Origin of the sequence: uncultured Tenacibaculum sp. (genome assembly GCF_947504135.1) — a bacterium.
GTDB lineage: Bacteria > Bacteroidota > Bacteroidia > Flavobacteriales > Flavobacteriaceae > Polaribacter.
In genome coordinates this window covers 281,659-307,653 of the sequence record NZ_CANNGG010000004.1, presented here as the reverse complement: position 1 = coordinate 307,653, position 25,995 = coordinate 281,659, and the positions used below count along the sequence as shown (strand labels likewise).

General features: G+C 31.2%; 19 protein-coding genes and 1 pseudogene. 6 read left to right on the top strand and 14 right to left on the bottom strand.

Annotated features, from left to right (window positions below; translation table 11 throughout):
• Positions 1-1,106 precede the first annotated feature (1,106 nt).
• Positions 1,107-1,541, top strand: a complete 435-nt coding sequence (locus Q0663_RS10410; RefSeq protein WP_299010567.1) for a hypothetical protein — start codon at positions 1,107-1,109, stop codon at positions 1,539-1,541.
• Positions 1,542-1,614: 73 nt separating this feature from the next.
• Here the strand turns inward: Q0663_RS10410 and Q0663_RS10405 are convergent, their stop codons facing one another.
• The 5 genes from Q0663_RS10405 to Q0663_RS10385 all read right to left on the bottom strand — a co-directional run bounded on the left by Q0663_RS10405 (position 1,615) and on the right by Q0663_RS10385 (position 6,902).
• The gene (locus Q0663_RS10405) at positions 1,615-3,843 is read right to left on the bottom strand and encodes a M1 family metallopeptidase (protein ID WP_299010565.1); all 2,229 of its coding nucleotides are present in this window, start codon (positions 3,841-3,843) and stop codon (positions 1,615-1,617) included.
• A 73-nt stretch (positions 3,844-3,916) separates the two neighbouring features.
• Complete coding sequence (locus tag Q0663_RS10400; protein ID WP_299010563.1) at positions 3,917-4,408, bottom strand: DUF6702 family protein; 492 nt, start codon at positions 4,406-4,408, stop codon at positions 3,917-3,919.
• A gap of 30 nt (positions 4,409-4,438) precedes the next feature.
• Entirely contained in the window at positions 4,439-5,236 is a 798-nt protein-coding gene (locus tag Q0663_RS10395) for a carboxypeptidase-like regulatory domain-containing protein (RefSeq protein WP_299010560.1), read from the bottom strand.
• A gap of 75 nt (positions 5,237-5,311) precedes the next feature.
• Positions 5,312-6,124 carry a carboxypeptidase-like regulatory domain-containing protein gene (locus tag Q0663_RS10390; RefSeq protein ID WP_299010557.1) on the bottom strand — a complete coding sequence of 271 codons (813 nt, stop codon included), beginning with the start codon at positions 6,122-6,124 and terminating at the stop codon, positions 5,312-5,314.
• A gap of 4 nt (positions 6,125-6,128) precedes the next feature.
• On the bottom strand, positions 6,129-6,902 hold the full coding sequence (locus Q0663_RS10385) for a carboxypeptidase-like regulatory domain-containing protein (protein ID WP_299010554.1): 774 nt from the start codon (positions 6,900-6,902) through the stop codon (positions 6,129-6,131).
• Positions 6,903-7,118: 216 nt separating this feature from the next.
• On the opposite strand from Q0663_RS10385, the gene pepE reads away from it, so the two are divergent.
• Positions 7,119-7,832 carry a dipeptidase PepE gene (gene pepE, locus Q0663_RS10380; RefSeq protein WP_299010551.1) on the top strand — a complete coding sequence of 238 codons (714 nt, stop codon included), beginning with the start codon at positions 7,119-7,121 and terminating at the stop codon, positions 7,830-7,832.
• A gap of 62 nt (positions 7,833-7,894) precedes the next feature.
• Here pepE and folD read toward each other — a convergent pair whose 3' ends face one another.
• From folD to Q0663_RS10360, 4 genes are all read right to left on the bottom strand, one after another.
• Positions 7,895-8,779 carry a bifunctional methylenetetrahydrofolate dehydrogenase/methenyltetrahydrofolate cyclohydrolase FolD gene (folD, locus tag Q0663_RS10375; RefSeq protein WP_299010548.1) on the bottom strand — a complete coding sequence of 295 codons (885 nt, stop codon included), beginning with the start codon at positions 8,777-8,779 and terminating at the stop codon, positions 7,895-7,897.
• 89 nt (positions 8,780-8,868) lie between these two features.
• Positions 8,869-10,197 carry a signal recognition particle protein gene (gene ffh, locus Q0663_RS10370; RefSeq protein ID WP_125067692.1) on the bottom strand — a complete coding sequence of 443 codons (1,329 nt, stop codon included), beginning with the start codon at positions 10,195-10,197 and terminating at the stop codon, positions 8,869-8,871.
• A gap of 221 nt (positions 10,198-10,418) precedes the next feature.
• The gene (gene msrB / locus Q0663_RS10365) at positions 10,419-10,886 is read right to left on the bottom strand and encodes a peptide-methionine (R)-S-oxide reductase MsrB (RefSeq protein WP_299010543.1); all 468 of its coding nucleotides are present in this window, start codon (positions 10,884-10,886) and stop codon (positions 10,419-10,421) included.
• The gene (locus tag Q0663_RS10360) at positions 10,883-11,755 is read right to left on the bottom strand and encodes an alpha/beta hydrolase (protein WP_299010540.1); all 873 of its coding nucleotides are present in this window, start codon (positions 11,753-11,755) and stop codon (positions 10,883-10,885) included. The genes msrB and Q0663_RS10360 overlap by 4 nt, the downstream gene beginning before the upstream one ends.
• Positions 11,756-11,887: 132 nt before the next feature.
• On the opposite strand from Q0663_RS10360, the gene Q0663_RS10355 reads away from it, so the two are divergent.
• Complete coding sequence (locus tag Q0663_RS10355) at positions 11,888-12,697, top strand: M48 family metallopeptidase (RefSeq protein ID WP_299010537.1); 810 nt, start codon at positions 11,888-11,890, stop codon at positions 12,695-12,697.
• 68 nt (positions 12,698-12,765) lie between these two features.
• The gene (locus Q0663_RS10350) at positions 12,766-14,061 is read left to right on the top strand and encodes an MFS transporter (protein ID WP_299010534.1); all 1,296 of its coding nucleotides are present in this window, start codon (positions 12,766-12,768) and stop codon (positions 14,059-14,061) included.
• A gap of 85 nt (positions 14,062-14,146) precedes the next feature.
• Here Q0663_RS10350 and Q0663_RS10345 read toward each other — a convergent pair whose 3' ends face one another.
• The 5 genes and pseudogenes from Q0663_RS10345 to Q0663_RS10325 form a co-directional block, all read right to left on the bottom strand.
• Positions 14,147-15,769: an RluA family pseudouridine synthase gene (locus Q0663_RS10345; RefSeq protein WP_299010531.1), complete on the bottom strand. Its 1,623-nt coding sequence runs from the start codon at positions 15,767-15,769 to the stop codon at positions 14,147-14,149.
• 41 nt (positions 15,770-15,810) lie between these two features.
• Positions 15,811-17,583, bottom strand: coding sequence for a long-chain fatty acid--CoA ligase (locus Q0663_RS10340; RefSeq protein ID WP_299010528.1), 1,773 nt, complete (start codon positions 17,581-17,583; stop codon positions 15,811-15,813).
• A gap of 72 nt (positions 17,584-17,655) precedes the next feature.
• A pseudogene (locus Q0663_RS10335) lies at positions 17,656-19,430 on the bottom strand (long-chain fatty acid--CoA ligase).
• Positions 19,431-19,496: 66 nt separating this feature from the next.
• Positions 19,497-20,198 (bottom strand): LytTR family DNA-binding domain-containing protein, encoded by a 702-nt coding sequence (locus Q0663_RS10330; RefSeq protein WP_299010525.1) that lies wholly within the window; start codon positions 20,196-20,198, stop codon positions 19,497-19,499.
• Positions 20,191-21,321 carry a sensor histidine kinase gene (locus tag Q0663_RS10325; RefSeq protein WP_299010522.1) on the bottom strand — a complete coding sequence of 377 codons (1,131 nt, stop codon included), beginning with the start codon at positions 21,319-21,321 and terminating at the stop codon, positions 20,191-20,193. The genes Q0663_RS10330 and Q0663_RS10325 overlap by 8 nt, the downstream gene beginning before the upstream one ends.
• A 207-nt stretch (positions 21,322-21,528) precedes the next feature.
• On the opposite strand from Q0663_RS10325, the gene Q0663_RS10320 reads away from it, so the two are divergent.
• Together Q0663_RS10320 and Q0663_RS10315 are read left to right on the top strand one after the other, a co-directional pair.
• Positions 21,529-22,410 (top strand): ABC transporter ATP-binding protein, encoded by an 882-nt coding sequence (locus Q0663_RS10320; RefSeq protein WP_299010519.1) that lies wholly within the window; start codon positions 21,529-21,531, stop codon positions 22,408-22,410.
• Between the two features lie 3 nt (positions 22,411-22,413).
• Positions 22,414-25,971: a M1 family aminopeptidase gene (locus Q0663_RS10315; RefSeq protein WP_299010516.1), complete on the top strand. Its 3,558-nt coding sequence runs from the start codon at positions 22,414-22,416 to the stop codon at positions 25,969-25,971.
• The last annotated feature ends 24 nt before the right edge of the window (positions 25,972-25,995 follow it).

The following is a 25,995-nucleotide window of genomic DNA, read 5'->3' as shown; positions in this document are numbered from 1 at the left end:
TAATAATTAGTAGAGTAAGAACTAGTATTATAAAAATAGTTCTGTAATAAAAACTTTTGTTAGCAATGTATTCTTTTAATTCCTTTTAACTCTTTTGTTTTTTTATCAAGGTCAACCTTGTAAGCTCCATTAGTTTGCTGTTTTTTTCTTGAAGTAAGTTTTTCATAACCAATTATAAAAGTGTTTAAATGATATTTAGCAGAGTCTATTTTGTTTTGCCTGGAATGAATTTTAGAAAGGTAGTAATGTGTGTAAATAATTGTAATCTAGAATTGTGTCTTTTTTTATTTTTAAAACCTTTAAAAAGTTCTCTTTTGCTTTGTTTAGATTATTAGACATGTAATAATTATAGGCATTATTATAATAACCTTGTACAAGTATGATTGTGAGTTGCTTTTTTCAAATAACTCTAAACTTTTTTCTAGAAAAGAACTGGCTTTAGAGTACTCTTCTTTTAAGGTATAAATAGTCCCCTTACCATAAAAAAACCTTACCAGTGTAATAGCTATTATTAGAATTACCTAATAATATATGTATGTCGAATAATAAGGGAAAGTTTTTGTTGGTCTTAACTATCTTAGGAAGATATTTATTTATACTATCTTGATAAAAAGAAATATTTAATAATTTTTTTCTCTAATTTTCAAATATTCAGAGGCAGCATACCCAAATGTTTTGTAGGTTACATTCGTGCTTTGTTGTAGCTTATCCATATAAAATAAAGCGCTGTCTATTCCTATTTCTTTATTTAGATAAAATTTTTGTTTAAACTTATTTAGGTCTTTTGGGTTATACAGATTATTTTAAGAAAACACTTTCGAGAAAGCAACAATAATGATTAGAATAGACAAAGTTTTTTTTAACATGATTTTTTCGAGGGATAAAAAATTAACGTTTACGCAAAATATAAAAATATAATTTCTAATTAATTAAAAGTTAACTAACTATGAAGTATAGAAAGAAAAATATATTTTGATTAGAAGCCCTAGTAAAGGGCTTTATAAAAGAAACCATAAATAATTCATACTTTTTGTAAGTATAAGTCGTTGTTGTTTTAGTTATATTTAAAAAATTAAAATTAAATCAAACTTTAAACCCTTAAATTTATGAAAAAACTTCTTTTTTTAACTGCATTATTATGTTCAATTATGTCGTATTCGCAGATTGAATTTATTGAAACTACTAAAACTGAAATAGTAGGAAAGATAGAATATGTTTACTTAGAAAAAATAGGAGATGAAGCTTATAACTTTTATTATAAGAATATTAACGATCCTATTCACGAATACGTTCATTTTTCTTTTAAAAACTTAGATAATGATGTAGAAAAATTACACCAAATAATTGTAAAAGGTTTTGAAGAAAACCCTAGAGATCCTTATAAAATTAAAGCAAACGGGGATGTAATTTGGTTGAAATATACAAAGGTCGATGGTGTTGTTATGTTACAAATTCAGCAGTACGTAAGTAGAGATCCAGATATTATGACAGTTTCTAAATTACTTACTTATGAAGAAGTAAATAAGTTATTTAGTAAATAATGATTAAGATGATAAGTTAAAAAAAGCAGCCTATATGGCTGCTTTTTTTTATGACTAGGTTTTTTAAACCTTATTAATTTTTCGCTTTGTTTTTAAAAGCATCAAATTTGTTTGTTGTTTGTTTAGGCCAGCTGTTGTTTGAAGTATCAATATCAGCAGTTTCTAAGTCAGGGTCTACAACAAAGCTTTTAATTTCTTTAGACGAAGTAAATACTCTAAAAACTTGATGTTCATTTTTCTTCCATATTTGAGCAGGAAAAGTTTGACGCTCTTTTGTTCCGTCAGCATAAGTCATTTCAACAATAATAGGCATTACTAACCCTCCAGGTTTTTCAAACTCAACTTCATAAATGTACTGAGGTAATTCTTTTAAGCTAGCTTTTTTGTCTTTCGGTAAACTGTTGATATACGCTTCTACTTCAGACTTATCAGCATCTTTTTTATCAGTAGTTAAGTAGACTAATTTTCCTAATTGCTTAAAGTAAGAAGGGTATTGTGCTTGTAACTTCTTTGTTTCTTCGTTAGGTTTGTTAGTTAGGTATAAAGGCTTCACTTCTTTAATACCAATATCAGTATAATCAGTTGTGTAGAACCAACCTCTCCAGAACCAATCTAAGTCCATACCTGAAGCGTCTTCCATTGTTCTAAAGAAATCAGCAGGAGTAGGGTGCTTGAACATCCATCTTTTTGAATAAGTTCTAAAAGCGTAATCGAATAATTCTGGTCCCATAATTGTTTGGCGTAACATATATAAACCAGCAGCTGGCTTTGTATATGCATTTGGTCCGAAGTTATGAACGTAATCACCTTGAGACATGATTGGGCTTAATTTACTTTGGTCTAAGCTCATATAACGAACAATGTCTTTTGGTAAGTTACCTGTATTAAAGTTTGGATCGTAATCTAATTCAGCTAAAATTTCTACAAAAGAGTTTAATCCTTCATCCATCCATGTCCATTGACGCTCATCAGAGTTAACAATCATAGGGAAGAAGTTGTGACCAATTTCGTGTGTAATTACACCAATCATTCCGTTTTTAACTCTATCAGAATACGTTCCATCTGGGTTTGGACGTCCGTAATTAAATGAAATCATAGGGTATTCCATTCCTTGGCGTTTTGCATGTACAGAAATTGCCTTAGGATACGGATAATCAAAAGTCATTTTAGAATACTCTTCTAAGGTGTTTGCAACCACACGAGTTGAGTGCTCTTCCCATAACGGATTTCCTTCTTTTGGGTATAAAGAAACAGCCATTACAGTTTTACCATTAATATTAACAGCCATAGCATCCCAAATATATTTTCTAGAGGAAGCAAAAGCAAAATCACGAACTTGGTTTGCTTTAAAGTGCCAAGTTTTAGTCTTTTTAGTGCCTCTTTTTTCGTTTTCTTCAGCTTCTTTTTGAGAAACTATAAACACAGGATTTTTAAAAGATTTTCTAGCTTTAGCCCAACGGTTACGTTGTTCTTTTGTTAGCACATCTTTTTCATTTTGTAAAACACCTGTAGCATCTAAAATATGATCTTCAGGAACCGTGATTTTTACATCATAATCACCAAATTCAAGAGCCCACTCACTACGTCCCCAAAATTGCATGTTTTGCCATCCTTCTACATTGTCATACACACATAATCTAGGGAAAAATTGGGCAATAGTATAGTTTTTATTTCCATCAGGGAATAATTCAAAACCAGAGCGGCCACCATCTTCTACAGAATTGTTAATCAGGTAATTCCACTTGATTTTAAATTTGAAAATTTCACCTGGAGCCAAAGGCTTTGGTAAATTAATGCGCATCATTGTACGATTAATAGTGTGAGGTAAATCTCTACCATCAGCATATTTTACAGCTTCTATTTTAAAACCAAAATCCTTTGGTTTATCCATGTTTTCAGCTACAAATTTAGTAGGTGTTTGAAAGGCACTCGCTTTTTTAGATTCGGCTAGTGGCGATTTAGAATCTGGAGCTCGCACATTTTGATCTAACTGTAACCATAAGTATTCTAAATGATCTCTAGAGTTATTGTGGTATGTAATATCTTCTTCACCATAAAGCTTGTTAGCAGCTTCATCTAAATGAAGATTCATTACATAGTCAACTTTTTGTTGCGTGTACGCATGACCAGGAGCACCAGAAGCAGTACGTTGATCGTTAGGAGTTGCTAGTACATCTTTTAACTGTCGGAATTTGTTTTGATCAGTATGACCTTGTTGATGCTCTTTTTTAGGTGCCTCTTGGGCAAATAAAGAAGCCGATACAAAGAGTGCTGAAAATAGTAGCGTAGAATATCTTCTCATTGTGTGCTTGTTGATTTTTTTGAATAAATAAGCGGAAAGTTAATGAAAACTTATTATTAAAAAAATGTAAATGTTAAAACTTTAACAAACCTTTATCATTACTACTAGACAAGAATAAACTTTTTCGTTTTTTATTGACGGTAGCTTTTATCAAATTTTGTTGATCTGGAAAATGATCAACTAAAACATCATTTTGAATTTCGATAGAAGTAGGTGTTTCAACATTTTCTATTTCTAAATAAAAATAAATAATATCTCCGTCATATTCTTTTCCGATGAATTTATAGGAGGTTTCTTGATCGTTAATAATTACTTTAAAGTGTTGTTGTAAATACTTGTAAAAGTAATCATCAATATTAGAGAGTTGATTTTTTGAAGCTATTTGTAAATTAGTATTGTAGTCTTTGTTTATGGCAAGCTCAATATCATCCATAAAAACATTCATAATCATTTGTACACTTTGTGTATCTTCCCTGTATTCAATTTCAGTTAATGCAACATAGTATTTATGCAGGGTAAATGAAAGTAACGGAACTACTAAAAGAATGATGAAAACTTTTTTCATGAGGTGTTTTAAGACAATTATTGCGCCAAATTAGTGTTTTCCTATAATTTTAAGGTATTCTGTATGCTCTTTTCTAAAAATTTTAATCACTTTTAACACTTCACGGTTTTGGTAGAGTTTTTCTATACCTAACGGATTGCAATACTCTAAAAAATGATAGTATTTATCAACAGGAATTTCAAGCTCAATAAAAAAGAAGTCATCTCCTAATTCACTTAATAGTTTTGCTGGTAAACTTTCTTTAAAAGCTAATTCTTTACGAAGCTTTTGTATTTTTTCTGAGTCTTTTACAGGGAATGTATTGGTTGTGCCAAATCCTTCAAAATTTTTAGTAGGATCAACCCTAAGTACATTGGGCTTTACATGCAAGCTAATATGATCATCGGAAGTATAGTTGTTATAATTTACTTTAGAAAAATCAGTAGCATTACTAGCGATTTCTAGATTTTTATCACGTTTTACTTTACGTAAATCCTTAGTAAGCTCTCCTGAAAGTTCGTTGTTTCGTAATAAAATTTCATCTAATTCGTAATCTTGTTTTTCTAAAGTGGTTCTTTTTCGGTAGGTATTAAAATCTTCTTTGGTAAGAGTTTCAAAAATAGTTTTATATCCGATAGAGGTATATCTTATTGAGTCGTTAGGTTTTGCAAAAATTCGATACTCACCATTTTCGTTAGAAAACGTGGCTTGGTTTGTAGAGAAATTAACAATATGAGCATTTTCTAAAACACCATTTTCATCATAAATAATTCCGAAAAGTGTTTTTCGCTCTTCTTGTGAGAATGCAACTTGTGATAAAAGAAGTAAGGTTAAAAAAATTCGCTTCATAATGGTAAGTGTTGTAGGTTAGTGCTTACTTATAAAGGTACAAAATATTTTAAAATCATCGATTTAAATTCTGGACTACTGTTGGTTTGGTTTATAATTTTGCGGGTTTAATTTTTTAAATTCATCTGATTTTAATTTTAAGAATGAAATCATAGTTATTTTATCAGCTAATAATGAAGGAGAAAAATCATTGGTATTTTCAATAAAGTAGACAAACCTTGTAAGGTCTTCTGGTATAATTTTTAATTCATGTAGTATATAAACTCGATAATTGTTACCTATATGTTGTGTTCTCTTTTCAGAATCCTCTATAGCTTTTTCTTTTTTTAGTTTTTTTAGTCTACCTGATATGGAGTTAATAATATAATCTGTTGACAGAATAAAACCGAAACCTTCAAGTTTTAAAGGGCGTCCACCCATTCCTGTGTATAAACGCCTTTCAGCAGGAGTTAGAATTCTTGAGCCAGCGTAAGGAAGGTTTAAACTTTCTGCATTAATCTCTTTTTCAGTTTTAATATGTTTAGTGTCTGAAGAAATATATCCAAGTAAGTTATGCTCTTTTATTTCAACTTCATCGAGTTCTATTGCTACTTTTTTAAGTTCAATTTTGTTTTGTTGTATGCCTAAATGCTTTGATTCTACTTTAAAAATTTTGGTTTCATAACCTACAAATGATATTTGTAAGGAATCGTTTGGTTTGGCTAAAATTCTAAATTCACCATTATCATTCGTAAAAGTACCTTGTTTGGTGTTTAAATTGATAATATGTGCTTTGGGAACAGATGCTACTTCATCGTGAACCGATGCATATATGAATTTTCGTTTTTCTTGTGCGGTTATTTGTAGAGTAAGTAATAAAAGTAAAGTGATGGGTAGTTGTTTTATCATGCAATTATTTTTGAGAGAGTCTTATATTTTCATTTTCTAATAGATAAGGAGAGTGTTTACTGTTTTCAATTAAAACGGAAGTTAATTCAAGAACTTTATCCTTTCGATACAGATTGATAATACCTTTTGAAATACAACTTTCTAAAAATGAATTAATATGTTCTTCTTTAATTTTTAGTTGCCTTATAAAAAAGCCATCTGTATAATGTTTTCGAATGTTAGCTATGTTTTGATCTTCTATTTTTAGTTTTTTTAGTAGTTTTTTCTTTTTATTATTTCCGTTAAGTGCGTTTACAAGTCCTGAGATTCCTATAGTTATTCCCGATTCAATTTTTACAGTTTTGTCACCTTTGGGGATTACGTTGGCGTAGGGTAGCTTTAATGTTTTAGCATTAACTATTGGGGCATTGGTAAGAATATCATCATCTGTTTCAAAAATTCCTCTTTTTCTTTCTAAAACAACTTCATCTAACATATGAGTTTTACTATCAACATAAATAACAATGTTTTTAGCTCTTATATTTTCTTCATTAACAGTAATTTCTTTGTACTCTAAATTTAGATGAGAAATTAATAAGATGTTGTTTTCTTCTGCTAAAATTTCAAATTGTCCGTTTTCGTTTGAAATAGCTCCCAGAGAAAGTTTTTTGTTGATGATGTGCAAATCTTGAGTAGGGATACTGTCTATAAAAACAGTTCCCTTAATAATTTTAGGAGGAGTCTGTGCAAAAGTGACACAAGAAAATAGCGTAAAAAGAATAAGTAAAAAGTTTCTCATATCACAAATAAAGCACCTACTTGTCTTAAAAATGTTTTAATGACATGGTAAATTTTTGTTAATTTGAAAAATAATAGCACTAATTACTTTTTTGGAAATTTAGAGCTGATACTAAGAATAATAGCGTTTAAATCAGATGAAACCAATATGTTTAAAATTATTATTTTAAACATTTAAGGTTACATTTGACCGTTGAAAAGCAATTAAAAATATCAAATGAAAAAACTTATCGTAGCAAGTACATCTACTGTTCATGGTAGTGGATACCTAGAATATATTTTACCAACCTTAACTAATTTTTTTAAAGAAGCCTCTACTATAGTATTTATACCGTATGCGCGTGCAAGTGGTAAAACCTACGATGAATATACTGATATAGCTCGTAAAGCTTTTGCTACAATTAACAAAGAGGTAAAGGGGATTCATGAGTTTGATAATCCGAAAGAAGCAATACAACAAGCGAAGGCAATTTTTACAGGTGGAGGTAATACGTTTGAACTGGTAAACCAACTGTATAAAAATGATATTATTCCAGCTTTAACCAAAGCAGTTGAAAACGGAACTCCGTATTTAGGTACGAGTGCTGGTAGTAATATTTGTGGAGTAACGATGATGAATACCAATGATATGCCTATTGTGTATCCACCAAGTTTTAAAACTTTAGGGTTTATTCCGTTTAATATCAATGCACACTATTTAGACCCTAATCCAGATTCTACGCACATGGGTGAAACAAGAGAAACACGCATTAAAGAGTATCATATATTTAATGAAACACCTGTGCTAGGGTTGCGCGAAGGTAGTTGGCTAGAAGTTAACGGAGACTCAATTGTATTACGAGGAAATTATACGGCACGTTTATTTAAACAAGGAAAGATAGCTGAAGAGCTAGAAACAAATACAGAGGTTAGCCAGTATTTTTTACAGTAATTAGCTTACAAAGGAAAACTCCAAACTATTGTTTGGAGTTTTTTTGTTATAAAAATTATTTACTAACTGTTTTCTTGTCTACGTTCGCAAGCTAATAAAGTGTTTTTTAATAGCATAGCAATCGTCATAGGGCCTACACCACCAGGTACAGGTGTAATGTGAGATGCTTTCTCTGCTACTTCATTAAAAGCAACATCACCTACTAATCTAAATCCTCTTTTCTTAGAAGGATCAGCAACACGAGTAATTCCTACATCAATAATTACTACATCGTCTTTTACCATATCACCTTTTAAAAACTCTGGAATACCAATAGCAGCTACAATAATATCTGCTTTTTGAGTAATTTCTTTTAAGTTTTTGGTTCTACTATGTGTTAAGGTAACGGTAGCGTTTCCTACTTTTCTTTTTTGAGATAATAAAATACTCATTGGGCTTCCTACAATATGGCTACGACCAATTACTACCACATCTTTACCAGAAGTTTCAATGTTGTAACGATCTAATAACTCTAAAATACCAAAAGGAGTCGCTGAAATAAAAGTTGGAAGATTTAAGGTCATTTTACCAACATTCATTGGGTGGAAACCATCTACATCTTTATCAGGGTTTACAGCCATTAAAACTTTTTGCTCATCAATATGATCGGGTAGAGGAAGCTGTACGATAAAACCATCAATATCATTATCAATATTTAAAATAGCTATTTCGTTTAATAATTCTTCTTCAGTAGTTTCTTCAGGAAGACGAAGTAAAGTAGATTCAAAACCTACACGTTCGCAAGCTTTTACTTTTGCATTAACATAGGTTAAACTAGCTCCGTCATTACCTACGATAATCGCTGCTAAATGTGGTGTTTTTTTATCATTAGCTTTTAATGTTGCTACCTCTAAAGCAATTTCTTCTTTAATGTCTGCTGATGTCTTTTTACCGTCTAGTAAAATCATTTGTGTGTGTTGTTGTGTGTTATTTAGTGTGTTGTTGTTAATCAAAAAAGAAAAAAGAGAAGTCGACAAAACTTCTCTTTTATTTAATATTATCTCATGCCTTTCATCATTTGCATCATTTTTCTTCCGCCACCACCTTGCATCATCTTCATCATTTTGCTCATTTGATTGAATTGCTTCATTAACTGGTTAACTTCTTGTACCGAAGTTCCGGATCCTTTGGCAATTCGTTTTTTACGACTCGCATTAATAACAGAAGGAGTACTTCTTTCTTCAGGAGTCATAGAGTGTATAATAGCTTCAATTCCTTTAAAAGCATCGTCGTCAATATCAACATCTTTTAATGCTTTACCAGCACCAGGAATCATACCTACTAAATCTTTCATGCTACCCATCTTTTTGATCTGATTGATTTGATTTAAGAAATCATCAAAACCAAACTGATTTTTAGCAATCTTCTTTTGTAATTTTCTAGCTTCTTCTTCATCGTATTGTTCTTGGGCACGCTCTACTAACGAAACAACGTCTCCCATCCCTAAAATACGATCAGCCATACGACTAGGGTGGAATACATCAATTGCATCCATTTTTTCACCCGTACCTATAAATTTAATAGGCTTGTCTACTACCGATTTAATAGATAAAGCAGCTCCACCACGAGTATCACCATCTAACTTAGTTAAAACAACTCCGTCAAAATTTAATACATCGTTAAAGGCTTTGGCAGTATTTACAGCATCTTGCCCTGTCATAGAGTCTACCACAAATAAAGTTTCTTGTGGACTTACAGCTTTGTGGATGTTAGAAATTTCTGTCATCATTTCCTCATCAACAGCTAAACGACCCGCGGTATCGATAATTACCACGTTTTTACCGTTTGCTTTTGCATGCTTAATAGCATTTTGAGAAATTTCTACAGGATTTTGATTTCCCTCCTCAGCGTATACTTCAACACCTATCTGCTCTCCAACAACACGTAACTGGTTAATTGCGGCAGGGCGATATACGTCACATCCTACTAATAAAACTTGTTTAGTTTTCTTAGTTTTAAGATAGTTAGCTAGCTTACCAGAAAAGGTTGTTTTACCCGAACCTTGTAAACCAGACATTAAAATTACAGTAGGGGAACCACCTAAGTTAATACCAACGGTATCACCACCCATTAATTCGGTTAATTCATCCTTAACTAATTTTACCATTAGTTGCCCAGGGTTTAACGTTGTTAATACGTCTTGACCTAAGGCTTTTTCTTTTACTGTTTTGGTAAAATTCTTAGCTATTTTAAAGTTAACATCGGCATCTAATAAAGCTCTACGAACTTCTTTTAAAGTTTCTGCAACGTTAACTTCGGTAATTTTTCCGTGTCCTTTCAGCGTATGTAACGCCTTATCTAACTTTTCGCTTAAATTATTAAACATGTATCGGCTTCATTTTTTAGAGGCACAAATTTAGTTATTAGTTGTTAGTTTTTAGCATTTTGTTAATAGATTTTTTTAGAAAAACCTTACTATTTATGATTGATTCCAGTTATAAGTAGAGAATTAAAGAGAAAAACGTTTTAAAAAAAAACTATAAATGCCCCGTAATATGTTTACGTGTTTTTTTGATTCTAAGCGTAAATAGGTCTTGTTTTTAAATCTTATTTTTTAGGAATAAACTCTAAAGCAACCCCATTAATGCAATGACGTTTACCAGTAGTTTTTTTAGGCCCATCATTAAAAGAGTGCCCTAAATGTCCACCACAAGTATTACATTTTAACTCTGTTCTAGCATAGCCTAGTTTATAATCTATATCTAGTTCTACATTTCCTTTAATAGCTCTATCAAAAGAAGGCCATCCACTACCTGAATCGTATTTGTTTTCAGATTTATATAGCGGAGTTTTACAAGCTGCACATACGTAGGTTCCTTCTTTTTTGTTAAAGTTTAAAGGGCTTGAGTTAGGTCGTTCTGTACCTGCCTCTCTAAGTACATAGTACTGTTTTGGAGTTAATAACTTTTTCCACTCACTGTTGGTTTTGTTTACTGTGTACTTTTTCTTGTTTTGGGCATTTGCAGTAGTACTAACTGTTATTGCTAAAAGAAATAAAATAACTAATTTTCTCATGGTTCTTTACTTATAAAATCAACAATTTTGGAAGCAACTTTTGGGTTACGAAGAATTCTGGTGTGTCCTAAGCCTTCTGTAATTAAAAGTTTTCCATTCTGTAAGTTTTGACGTATTGCTATTGCACAACTTACATCAACATCGCCATCAAATGAATCATGAACAACTAAAGTAGGTATTTTTACATTTTTAGCTTTTACGCTAGAGGAGTGAACATCAATATCTCGTTGCCACTTTTTATCAAATAAGCGTTTCATTTTATGAGCTATAACTGGTTTTACTTGTAAGTTTTTAGTAAAGTTTAAAATAACATCTGATATTTTATCAGCTGCCCCAACAGTAACCAATTTGTTTACCGCAAAATTTTCAGAAAGAGCGTTATACAAACATACTCCACCAAACGAATGCCCTATAGCAGCATCAAAAGGTCCAAATTGTTTGTTGAGTTCAGTAATGGTTTCTATGAACTCTGGCATTTCGGTAGTTTTTCCTGTAGATTTACCATGTGCAGGTCCGTCAAAAGAAATAACCATGTAACCTTTTTCCAAGAGTTTGTCAGCAATCATATATAATTGGGTGCTCCTTCCTGCCCAACCATGTACCCATAATACTTTTTTAGTTGAGTAACCATATGATAGTACTTGAATGTCTTTTGAGATGGATGGCACATTTATTGTTTTCTTTTGAGCACTCTCTAACATTACTTTTTCTCTCTTAGGAATGGGAAAATTAACAGGAGATGTAAAAAGCCTTGCACCAAATTTAGCTGCTTTATTAATAGATATAAACTGCAAAGCCTTAGCTGAAAGGATAACAGGTTTAGGAATTTTAATACTTGGTAAAGCTGTTTTTGAATGCGTAAAATTCATGAATTAGTTTTTAAGATAAATATAGAATTTGTAGCTTTAAAGACATAATATATTATCAAGTTTGTGACAAATAAGTTAATTTCGTGTCATAAAAGATACAACTAAGAACATAGAATTTTAAACTATTAAACAATGAAAAAAATTATAGCCCTAACATTTTTAACTGCTTTTTTAGTAGCGTGTAGTACTGTGCCAATTACGGGAAGAAAAAGATTAAACTTTGTAAACGATGCTCAAATCTTACCTGCAAGTTTTGCACAATACAAAGGGTTTTTAGAAGAGAATAAATTATCTACTAATACTGCTAAAACAAATCAAATAAAACGAGTAGGAAAAAATATTTCAGCAGCAGTAGATCGTTTTATGCGTGCTAATGGAATGACTGCAGAAGCAAATGCTTATGAATGGGAGTTTAATTTAGTAGAAGATAAAACAGTTAACGCTTGGTGTTTACCTGGTGGAAAAGTAGTTTTTTATACAGGAATTTTACCTATTTGTGCTAATGAAGATGGGGTTGCTGCTGTGATGGGGCACGAGGTTGCTCATGCATTTGCAAAACATGGACAAGAACGTATGTCTACAGGTCAATTACAACAATTAGGAGGAGTTGCTCTAGCCTTAGGTACTCAAAATAGCAAAAATGCTGAAATGTGGAATATGGCGTATGGTTTAGGAACTCAAATAGGAGTAATGTTACCATTTAGTAGAGAACATGAAACCGAAGCAGATAAGTTAGGGTTAGTTTTTATGATTATGGCAGGATATGAAGGAGAAGAAGCTGCTGAAGTATGGGTACGAATGAGTGAACGCTCAGGCGGAGGAGCTCCTCCAGAGTTTATGAGTACACACCCATCTAATCAAACTCGTATTCAGACGTTAAGAAATTTTTTACCAGAGGCTAAAAAATTAGCAGCAAAATACAACGTGCCTGCGAGTAAATAAGATTGATAAATTATAGTATATTGCAAACCGTTCATGTTATATGAGCGGTTTTTTTTATTAGAATTTATATGTATAAAATAGGAGATAAGAAGCTAATTAACGGATGGGCATTTTACGATTGGGCCAACTCAGTATATTCATTGGTAATTAGCACAGCTGTTTTTCCGTTGTATTATAGCGGAGTAACAGAAGGTAAAATTGTAAGCTTTTTAGGAATGGACTGGGAGCATCCAGATAGTTTATATAGTTATGCATTGTCTTTTTCGTTTTTAGTAGTGGCTTTTATTTCTCCAATATTATCGGGTATTGCAGATTATACAGGAAGTAAGAAAAAGTTTATGAAGTTTTTCTGTACTCTAGGAGCATTATCGGTAATGATTTTGTACTTTTTTGATGGAATTGATACTGTATGGATAGGTATTTTATTTACTGTTTTAGCAAGTATAGGTTTTTGGGCGAGTTTGGTGTTTTATAATGCTTATTTGCCTGAGGTAGCGCATCCAGAACAACAAGATAGAGCCAGTGCCAAAGGTTTTGTGTATGGGTATATTGGTTCTGTAATTTTATTACTTATCAATTTGGCTATGATTATGTTCCCAGAAACTCTAGGAATTAGTGCAGGAATGGCATCTAGAATTTCTTTTGTCATGGTAGGTTTATGGTGGCTAGGTTTTGCTCAAATAACCTTTAAACGATTACCTGGTAATGTGTATAATAAAAAGCCTGAAAAAGATTATATATGGAAAGGGTACAAAGAGTTACAAATAGTGATAAAAGAAGTATTAAACTATCCAACGTTAAAACGTTTTTTAATTTCTTTCTTTTTGTTAAGTATTAGTGTACAAACTATTATTTTAATGGCTGCTATTTTTGGTTCTTCGGAATTAGGCTTGTCATCTACGAGTTTAATAATTACCATTTTATTAGTACAAATAGTAGCAATTATAGGAGCGATTTTATTTTCAAGGTTTTCAGAAAAATGGGGAAATATCACAGCTTTAAAAGTAACTATTGTAGTATGGATGTTAGTTTGCTTCTGTGCTTTTATGTTAGATAAATCTCAAGAGTATGTAGCTATCTATTTTTATGGATTAGGAGGTTTATTAGGGTTGGTACAAGGAGCTATCCAAACCTTAACTCGTTCTACGTATTCTAAGTTATTACCAGAAACAGAAGATCATGCTACCTATTTTAGTTTTTATGATGTTACTGAAAAAATAGCAATTGTTTTAGGAACTGCTGTGTATGGAGCATTAAATGCAATTACAGGCTCTATGCAATGGAGTGTATTGTGTTTAGCAATTTTCTTTTTAGCTTCATTTATTATTTTAAGTACACTTAAAAAGACAAAATATGTAGTATAAAATTGTGTGTAATATTAGCTACACAAATAATACTTAAAACTATTTTAAAATAAGATTAAGGAATTTTTTGGCTATCGCCCTGCGATTAAAAAGGAGCAGGAGAAGTAAAGCTCACTTGTTTTTTTGAAGTAGGATGTACAAATGTGATTTTTTCAGCATGTAAGTACAACCTATCTGCTTTCCTTCCGTATAAATCATCACCTTCAATAGGAGTGTTTAGTCCCAAATTATGTGCAGCATGCACACGTAATTGATGCGTGCGTCCAGTTATAGGATAAAAGTATACTTTTGTTTTGTTTTCTAAAACTTCAACTTTTTCCCAAGTAGTCAATGCTTTTTTACCATGTTGGTAGCACACAAGCTGTTTAGGGCGATCGTTTAAATCTACTCTAAGGGGCAACTCTATTTTTCCTTCATCTTCTTTTAAAACACCATCTAATAAAGCCACATAGCGTTTTTGTATAGTTTTATGAACAAATTGTGTTTGTAAAGCTTTATAAGTTTCTTCATTTTTAGCAACTAAGAGAATTCCAGAAGTTGACATGTCTAACCGATGTACTACTAACGGACCTGTTGCTTTTGGATATAATTTTTGAATACGACTAAACACAGAGTCTTTTATTTCTTTTCCAGCTACTGATAATAACTCATGTGGTTTGTTGATGACTAACAAATCTGAATCTTCATAAATAATTGTAATTTCTTTTTCTTCCTTTAATAGAGCAACTAACGGATTTTCTTCTACAGTCATTCCTCGTAACATATGCGTTAGAATAGGTTTGCATTTACCAGTGCACGCAGGATAAAAATATTGATGTTTTCTTATGGAAGTTTTTAAAGGTTTTCCCCACCAAAATTCAGCCATACAAATAGGTTTTAATTGATGTTTGTATGCATATTGAAGTAATTTAGGAGCGCAACAATCACCAGCACCAGCAGGAATGTTTTGAGTGGAGTCTGTAAAAATATCTAATAAGTTTTTAGTTTCTCCTTGATAGTTAAGAAACGCATACTTTTTAAATATTTCTTGTTGTGCCCAAGCTGAAAGGTTTGTGCGCTGTTGTTTTAACTCCTGAGCTTGATGTTGCTTTTCTTGATACGTTTTTTTTGATGCCGCTATTTTATCGTTTAAATACACTTCATATTCACGCAAGTAAAACTCTTCATTTATATTTAACTGATTGTTTTGTTGCCCTAGTTTTTTTCTAAGTTTTCTTCGTTGTTTAATTTTTGATTGCTCATCAGCTAAAAGCTTTTTGTGCAGTTGTTGTGTTTTTTGATATGCTTTTTTTGCATCAATAAAACCAGAGGAACTTTCTAGACTTGCTATTTTATGGGTTAACTCATTAAGTCGTTCTTCTGTTGTAAGATAGAATTCGTTTTTATTTAAAACATCAAATACAGGGGGCACAAAATGTTTGTGTTGTGTGCTTTCAGCTAGTTTACCAGAAAATGCAGCTAAATAACCTAAGGTTCCATTTTGATCTTGCACAACTAAGACTCCAAACATTTTTCCTAGTGAGTTAGTATCCTCAGGATTTTTAATCCCGAAGTTGTGCGAAAAATCAGTTTGATTTGTTAAATATTCTTGTAGTTCTTTAGCAGCTATTTTTGCTAGAGTATGAGGTGAATAATTATAAGGATAATCGAATTTTTTAGGTAATTCAATAGTAGAAACATCCGAAGAAAAAGAAATAATTTTGGTCATAATAAAAAGAAAAAGTGTTGCTTTCACAACACTTTAAACGATTAATCTCTATAAATTTTATCGTATAAGTCTTTATACATTTCTTTGATAATGTTTCGTTTCATTTTCATGGTAGGAGTAAGCTGTCCTCCGTCAATAGACCATTCTTCTTCGGTTAACTCAAACTTTTTAATAGTTTCCCATTTACCAAACTTAGTATTGGCGTAATCTACTTCTTCTTGAATACGCTCTATTACTTTAGGGTTATTTACCAAGTCTTTATTATCTCCAACAGTTATATTGTGCCTAATTGCCCATTCACGAACAAATTCAAAATTTGGTTGAATAAATGCAGCAGCCATTTTTTCACCTTCACCAATAACCATTACTTGCTCAATAAAGCGAGATTGTTTTAATTGACCTTCTAGTAATGGTGGAATAATGTATTTACCACCTGAGGTTTTAAACATTTCTTTGGTACGTCCAGTTATTTTTAAGAAACCATCTTCACATAATTCACCTTTATCACCTGTATGGAAGTATCCGTTTTGTAAAGCTTCAGCAGTTTTTTCAGGATCTTTATAATATCCTTGCATTACATTTGGTCCTTTTACTAAAATTTCTCCATTATCGGCTATTTTAACCTCAACACCATCAATTAATCGACCTACAGTTCCTAATTTAAAACCTCCATTACGCATATCGTTTACAGCAATTACAGGTGAAGTTTCGGTAAGACCATAACCTTCCATTACCGGCATTCCAGCAGCTGTAAATACTCTAGTTAAACGTGGTTGTAACGCGGCAGAACCTGAAACCATTATTTTTAATTCTCCACCTAAAGCAGCTTGCCATTTAGAGAAAATAAGTTTTCTAGCAATATTTAGTTTTTTTTCATACCACCATCCGTTAGCTCCATAAGGTTCGTATTGTAAACCTAATTCTATAGCCCAAAAGAATAACTTCTTTTTAATACCTGTTAAGTCAGCTCCCTTGGCATAAATTTTATCATAAATTTTTTCATACAACCTTGGAACAGCAGTCATGACATGCGGCTTTATTTCTTGAGCATTTTCACTTAACTTATCAATAGCCTCAGCAAAATAGATAGAAATACCACAGTATTGATATAAATACAAAATCATACGCTCAAAAATATGGCAAACAGGTAAGAAGCTTAAAGCTCTTCCTTGACCATACTCTAACGGAACACGTTTTTCACTACTTAGTACATTTGAAACTACATTTTTATGACTTAACATAACTCCTTTAGGGCGCCCAGTAGTACCAGAAGTATAAATTAAGGTAGCTAAATCATCTGTCTTAATAGCGTTTTTACGCTCTTCAACTTCATGCTGATTGCTTTCATCCTTTCCTAAATCTAAAACTTCTTGCCAGCTTTTTTCACCAGCAATATCGTCAAAAGTATATATTTCTTTAAGTTGAGTATTACCTTTAATTTGGTTTAGTTTTTCTAAAATAGTTTCATCAGAAACAAAGCAATAAGTAGCTTCAGAATGATTTAAAATATATTCATAGTCTTCTTTTGAAATTGTAGGATAAATTGGCACATTTTGCGCCCCAGTTTGTAAAATTCCTATATCACAGATATTCCACTCGGTACGGTTGTTAGTAGAAATGACAGCTATTTTATCATTAGGTTGTACACCTAATCGTAACAAACCTCTACTTATAGCGTTTGCTTTGTTAATGTACTCGTTTGTAGAGATAGATTTCCATTCACCATTGTATTTTGTAGTGAACGCTTTGTCTAAATTATAATTTTCTTGTTGATAATAAGGAAAATCAAACAGGCGTGTGATTTCAATCGACATATATTCAAATTTTTGTGCTCTGCAAAGTATGAAAAATAGCCCGATTGCACAAGTTATACTTTACTGGTTGATTTATTGAGGATTATATATTTTTTGATATAGATCGTTATATTTTTCTAAGATAATTTTTCGTCTCATTTTTAATGTTGGAGTCAAATGTCCCTCATCAATAGACCATTCATCAGGAGTAATTTCAAAGCGTTTTATTTGTTCCCACTTGCCAAATTTTTCATTGCAAATATCAATCTCTTTTTGAATTCGTTTGAGTAGTTTCTCATCTGTAGTAATATTTGTAATTGTATGGTGGTGTCTTTTTGACCATTCTTGAACAAATTCAGAAGCAACTTGAATTAATGCGGCTGGCATTTTTTTACCTTCACCAATTACCATAACTTGCTCTATAAAACGTGACTTCTTCAACTGACTTTCTAAGATAGCAGGAGCGATGTATTTACCACCTGAAGTTTTGAAGATTTCTTTTTTTCGATCTGTAATTTTTAAAAATCCTTCATTATCTAGTTCTCCAATGTCTCCTGTATGGAAATAACCATTTATAATTGATTCGTTAGTTTTTTCTATATCTTTATAGTAGCCGATCATTACATTAGGTCCTTTAACTAAGATTTCCCCATCCTTAGCTATTTTTACAGTTACATTTTCAATTACCTTCCCAACAGTTCCTATTTTAAACCCGTTGTTTCGCATATCGGTAACAGAAATTGCAGGAGAGGTTTCGGTAAGTCCGTAGCCTTCAAAAACAGGAATGCCTGCCGCTGTAAAGATTCTTACAAGTCTAGCTTGAGTAGGTGCGCTACCTGCTAGCATAAATTCTAATTGTCCTCCTAAAGCTTCTTTCCATTTAGAAAAAATAAGTTTTCGTGCTATAGAAAGCTTGAATTCGTACCACCAACCGTTTGCTTTATAGGGTTGATATTGTTCACCTAATTGTAATGCCCAAAAGAACAATCTTTTTTTTAGACCAGATAAGTTACTGCCTTTATCTACAATTTTATCGAAAACTTTTTCTAATAAACGAGGTACTACAGCCATAAAATGAGGTTGAATTTCCCGTAAATTATCTCCAACTTTATCAATACTCTCAGCAAAATGAATTTCAAAGCCCATATATTGACAGTAATAAGAGGCTGCACGCTCAAAAATGTGACAAATGGGGGAAGGTAACTTATCACTTTTTTTTGATTGTCTTGTAGATTAAGTCTTTTTCCAACAGCAAAAACGTTGCTAACAATGTTATTATGTGAGAGCATAACCCCTTTTGGAGTTCCAGTAGTGCCTGAAGTATAGATAATAGTAGCTAAATCAGATGGATTTATAGACTCTTTTAATTCGTTTACTTTTGTTTGAAGAGCTGTTTCGTTACCAAGACTTAAGAAAGAACTCCACCCATAATCTACATCTAATTCTTCAAAAGTGAATACTTTTTTGAGCTGTGTTTGTTCTTGAATTTTGATTACTTTTTGATAGAGTTCATCATCAGAAACAAAACAATACACACTATCAGAATGGTTTAAGATATAAGCGTAATCTTTTTCTGAAAAAGTAGGATATAAGGGAACATTTACTGCACCAATTTGCATAACTCCAATATCTAACAAATGCCATTTTGGTTGATTTGCAGAAGTAATTACAGCAATTTTATCCCCTGGTTTCACTCCAAGATTCAATAAAGCTTTACTTATGATGTTAGCATCTTCAATATATTTTTTAGTAAAAATACTTTTCCAAATATTATTCTCTTTAGAAACAAGACAGTTTTGTTGTGGATAATTTTCTAGTTGGTGATATGGAAAATCAAAAAGACGAGTAATTTTTGAGGGTTTATGCATGTAAATGGTTTTGTTGATGCATAAATCTATGAAAATAAAAGAGATAAAAGAAAAATAAAATAGATGTTAGTTGTAAAGTTTACTAACTAGGCTTTTATAGGTTTGACCAATAGGAACCTTATGCTCATGAATTATAATACGATTCCCTTCTATAAACTTTATTTTATCTACAGCAACAATAAATGATTTATGTACTCTTAGGAAATTGTTTTCATCTAAGATAGTTTCATAATGAGAAATCTTTTCGTGGCTTACAATCATTTCATCTATTAAAAATAGTTTAGTATAATTTCCGTAAGCCTCTATAAATAACAAATCATTTAAATCAACTTGATGGTGTTTTTTATCTCCTTTGATAAAAATACGAGTATTGATTTGACTTGTCTGTATACTTTCTTTGTTGATTGTTTTGATAGGTAAAGTGTCTGATACTTTATTAACAGCTTTTACCAAACGATCAAAACTAAAAGGTTTTAAAAGATAGTCTACAACATTGAGTTCAAAACCCTCAAGAGCATATTCTTTGTAGGCAGTAGTGATAATGGTTTTAGGTGGATTAGACAGCGTCTTTAAAAAATCCAAGCCTTTTAACTTGGGCATGTTTATATCTAAAAACATAAAATCAACAGTATGCTCATTTAAAAATTGCATAGCCTCCATAGCATTATAGCAACTTTTTACTAATTGAAGATGAGGTAGCATGCTACAAAATTCTGTTATAATTTCATGAGCTAAAGGCTCATCATCAATAATTATATAGTTAAGCATGCTTTGGTGTTTTTAACTGTGTTTTATAGATACTATTTGTGGAACTAATACTTAGTTCATGTTGTTGTTTGTATAGCAAAGACAATCTTCGTTTTAGGTTTTGTAATCCAATACCTTTAGAATTATTGAGTTCACTAGGATCAAAATTGTTTTCTATGTCAAAGTAAATAAAATGAGCATCTTCGTATAAATTAATATGAATAAAAGCATTTTCAGCAAGTGTTTCTATACCGTGTTTAAAGGCATTTTCAAGTAAAATAATATATAATAAGGGAGGAATGTTTAAAGAGGTATCGATGTCGTGATTAAAAGTAATTTCTACAGACTTTTTATATCGGATTCTATGTAGTTCGATGTAATTATTTAAGTATTCTATTTCTTCTGAAATTTTTACTGTTTCTTTTTCTCCATCGTAAATGGTATAGCGCATCATGTCAGATAATTTTAAAATAACTTCTGGTGCTTGAGGAGAGTTTTTTACTGTAAGTGCGTACAAGTTATTTAATGTGTTGAAGAAAAAATGCGGGTTTATTTGGGATTTTAATAATGATAATTCAGTTTTAGATTTTTCTTTTTTTAACTCTTGTACCCATTTCCATTGTTCAAAAATCCAAAGAAAAAAGAAAATAGGAATAGGCAAAAAGAATATATAAAAAGGGGTTTCTTGTTTTACCTTTAAATAAGCTTCTAAATCACCAGAAAACAATCTGAGATAAAAAAAGTATAAGAGCAATGGAGTGTATAAAAGGGCTATGAATTTCCAATATTTTTTAATGAAGTTAGGCACTAAAAAATAAGTTAATCCGCACCAAAATATTATTAATAAAATGAATGTGATTGGGTTATCTGGAAGCTTCATAAAAGAATCAATAACTATTGTAATAAAAAATAGGATAAAAAGAACAGTAATACCAATTACGGCTTTCTTTTTCCTTTTTAAATATTGATAATTATGTGTGGGTAATCCTACAACTAACGCCCAAAAAATAATGATTACAATAACCTCAACTGGTTGGTCATTGGGGATATTTAGAACATTTATGTAATCCAATATAATAAATAATGGAATTATAATTAAAAAGCCAATAAGAAAAACTTTGTATTTCTTTAAAAAATTAATCATACTTCAAAATTACTCATGTAAAACTGTTTTCACAATTATATTGACAAACACTATTGTTTTTTATACGAACAAGTAGCTTTTTTAGTTGAGTTTTAGTTAGTACTTAAATAAATATTATGTGTGTTAAAAATAAGCTGATATATCATTTTTAATTTATCAAGTAGGTAAGGTACTAGAGATTTGCTGAAAACAAATACCTAACCACATATGAATACATTAACAATTAGAAATCTTACAAAAACATATCCTAACGGAGTTAAAGCATTAAACGGAATTAACTTAAAAATTTCGAACGGAATGTTTGGCTTGTTAGGTGCCAATGGAGCAGGTAAATCTTCTTTAATGCGTACTATCGCTTCTTTACAAGAGCCTTCTTCAGGAGAGCTTGTGTTTAACGACTGTAATATTATTAATAAGCCAGAAGAAATACGAAAACACTTAGGGTATTTACCTCAGGAGTTTGGAGTATATCCTAAAATATCAGCCGAAAGATTGTTAGATCATTTAGCCATTCTGAAAGGTATTACTAATAACTCAGCGCGAAAAGAGCAAGTAACTTCTTTATTACAGCAAGTAAACCTCTATCAACACAGAAAAAAAGCGGTACATACATTTTCAGGAGGAATGCGGCAACGTTTTGGAATTGCGCAAGCTTTGTTGGCAAACCCTCAAATAATTATTGTAGATGAGCCTACGGCAGGTTTAGATCCAGAAGAAAGCAATCGCTTTTTAAATCTTTTAAGTGAAATAGGAGAGAATGTGATAGTCATCTTATCTACTCATATAGTAGAAGATGTTAGAAACCTATGCACTAAAATGGCAATATTATCTGAAGGACAAATTATATCTCAAGGAAATCCAAAAGAGTTGGTAGCGAGTATTCAAAACAATATTTGGACAAAAATTATAGCTAAAAGTGATATTGAACACTATAGAAAGACATATGATATAATTTCAACCAAATTAGTATCAGGCGAAACACAAATAAGGGTTTTCTCTGAAGCTACTTTATCAAATGGATTTGAAAGAATTACTCCAAACTTAGAGGATTACTATTTCACTACGTTGTTTCACCATAAAAAAGCCTAGTCTATGTTTAAGAAATTATTACAATTTGAAACGTATTATCAATTAAAACAACGAGCCTTTCCAATATTTTCAATATTATTTTTAGGATTAGGCTATTTTACAGGAAGTCAAGGTTATGCGCCTACTGGAGTAAACTTTAATGCTGTTTATCAAGTTTATTTTCATACAGGTCTTTTTACTTTAGGAAGTGTTTTTATTATTATGTTTTTTACGGTAACTGCTACCATAAGAGATAAACAGCATCATATGGAGGGCTTAATTTATAGCTCTTCAATAACAAAACAGCATTATTTTTGGAGTCGCTTTTTAGGAGCATTTATATTTAGTGTTTTGGCTTTTTCTCCTTTTATAGTCGGATATATATTAGGCAACTACTTTTCTGGTTTAGATGCAGAAAGGTTAGGAACCTTTAGTTTACTTAATTATATACAGCCTTGGTTTTATATAGTGCTACCTAATATTTTTATATGTACTTCTTTAATATTCTCTGTGAGTATATTTACTAAAAATAGCATTGCAACTTACGCAAGTGCAGTATGCATTTATATGTTATATTTTGTAAGTTCTATTTTTTTAAATTCACCCTTATTAGCCCAATCTGTTCCTGCATCACCAGAAATGATGTCGGTAGCCGCAATAGCAGATTCTTTTGGAATAGCAGCTTTTTTTGAGAAAACTCAGTATTGGACAGCTCATCAGAAAAATACGCAGTTACTTTCTTTTTCAGGATTGTTTTTATGGAATAGAATACTTTGGATAGCTTTTTCTCTTGGAATATTGTTCCTTACCTATAAAAGGTTTTCTTTTAGAAAAATTACGAAGAAAGTAAAGAAACAAAAAACATTAAAAAATAATATAAAACAGCTAACTCCCTATAAAGCAATAGAAGGAACATACAATATTACAGCACAAATAAAAGGGCTTTTGTCATTAGTACGTTTAGAGTTAAATAGTGTATTTAAAAGCTTACCTTTTTTAGTAATTGTAGCTATGTGGTTACTAATTGTTTTTTCTGAGTTGTATGCAAATTTTGTTGAAGGGCATGAATACGGAGTAAGTGTATATCCATTTACAAATCAACTAATAGAACTTATTACAAATCCGTTAACCCTTTTCGGTATTTTATTACTAATTTTTTATGGTTCAGAAATAGTATGGAGAGAACATAGCGTAAATTTTAATTTAATTATTGGGGCAACTCCAACTAAAAATTGGGTGTTTTTTGCGGCTAAGTTTATCAGTTTATCAGTATTACCCATATTATTAATTGCTTTAGGAATATTTATGTGTATTACTTTTCAAGTTAGTTTAGGTTTTGAAAGTATAAACATTGGTATGTATGCTTCTGTATTTTATTATTATGGTTTACAGCTTATCATATACGCTATGCTAGCCGTGTTTATAAATAGTATAGCTAAAAGTAAGTATATAGGAATGGGAGCTTTTGGTTTGTTAGTTATAATAAGTATGAAAGCTAACCTTTTAGGTTTAGAACACCCTTTAACAAGTATTGGTTTTATGCCTAGAGTAGCCTTGGGAGATATGGCTTTGTATAATAACAATACTACACAGTTTAATCATTTAGGGTTGTATTGGCTAGGGATAGGAGTCTTATTTGTTTTAATAGCTTTTAAAGTTTGGAATAGAGGAATGGTAAAAGGTTTTTCGTATAAAACAAAGCAACTAAAGCAAGGTTACAACTTAACAGAGAGGATATTACTTTTAAGCTTTTCTTTGTTAGTTATTGGAGCAGGAAGCTTAGTGTTTTACAATACCAATTTTCTTTCAGATTATCATACGAATGATGATAACTTAAATCTTAGTGAAGATTACGAACGTAAGTATAAACATTATCAAACGTTAGAAAAGCTATATCCAGTTTCTCAAAAAACAGAAGTAGCTATTTTTCCGAAGAAAAGAAAGTATACTGTCAAGGCAAATTATGTGTTAAAAAATAAAAGTAATGAAGCAGTATCCAAATTATTAATAACTGAACGAATACCTATAAAACAAATTCATTTAGAAAGAGCTCGTTTATCAACAAAAGATACTACACATGGAGTTTATGTGTTTGAATTTAAAGAGAAACTCCAACCCAACGATTCTGTAGCTTATACTTTTGTTATAGAAAAAGAACTAAAAGGATATGAAGAAGACAAAAGTATTGTTAACAATGGTACCTATATAACTTTTAGAAATTTTGAGCCTATTATAGGATATGCTTCTGGATTTGAAATTTTGGATAAAACAGAACGTAAAAAAAGAGGATTACCAGAAAGAGATGAGGATGATAACTCAGATGTGCATATAGCCTTAGAAGATATTAAAATTGAAAAAGTACGTTTTGAAACAGTTGTTTCAACAAATAAAGACCAAATAGCCATAAGCTCAGGAGATTTAATTAAAACTTGGTCAGAAAACGATAGAAACTATTACCACTACAAATCAAAAGGAAAAATATTACCTATGGTAGCCTATTTTTCTGCAAATTATACAACTAAAAAAGCAATATATAATGGAATCTCTATAGAACAATATTACAACGCTAGTCACGATTTTAATATTGATGAAATAGAGAAAAGTACAAAAGAAACCTTAGCATATTGTCAAGAAAATTTTGGAACGTATAATTTTAAACATGTTCGAATCGCAGAAGTTCCTTCACATTGGGGATTTGGTGGATTTGCACATCCAGGGGTTATTAGTATGACAGAAGATCGTTTGTACTTGTCAGATGTTCGTGATGAAAACACCTTTAATTTAGTCGCTAAAAGAACAATTCATGAAGTAGCACATCAATGGTGGGGACATACGTTAATAGCTAAGCCAGTAGCGGGTGGTTCTTTATTAGTAGAAGGATTAGCGAAATATACAGAAGCTGTCGTGTTAGAAAAGATGTACGGAAAAGGTGTTTTATATGAGTTAGCTGAAGATGCACGAAGGAGATATTTTTTAGGAAGAGCGTTTGGTGAAAACATTGAACCTCCAATTTATAAAGTACAAGAAGAAGGTTATATTTCTTATGGTAAAGCTTATACCGTATTAATGGCATTAAGAGATTTAATAGGAGAGGAGCAAGTAAATAAGGTATTGAAAAGTATTACAGAAAAACACCGATTAGATAGTACTCCTAAAGCACACACAATAGAATTACTTGAAGAAATATATAAGATTACTCCCGAAGAATATCACCCATTGGTAAATGATTGGTTTAAAAGGGTAATAACTTATGATATAGCTGTAGAAAAAAGTTCGTATAAGAAGTTATCTGATGGAACTTATGAAGTTATAGCAATAATAAAAGCAAAACGATTTGAAACAATAGAAAACGGAGACACTAAAGAAATTGGTATTAATGAACCTATAAAAATTGGAGTATTTACAACGCATCCTTCGCTTGTAAAAGATAATAGTACTATATTACTTTATGACTCTAAACAAATTAACCGAGAACTCATAGAAGTTTCATTCATAGTAAATGAAAAACCTAATTATATTGCTATAGATCCTTATGGAACAAGAAATGATGAAAATTTAATAGATAATATAGTTAGATTGTAAGAATTAAAATGCCTCACTTTTGAG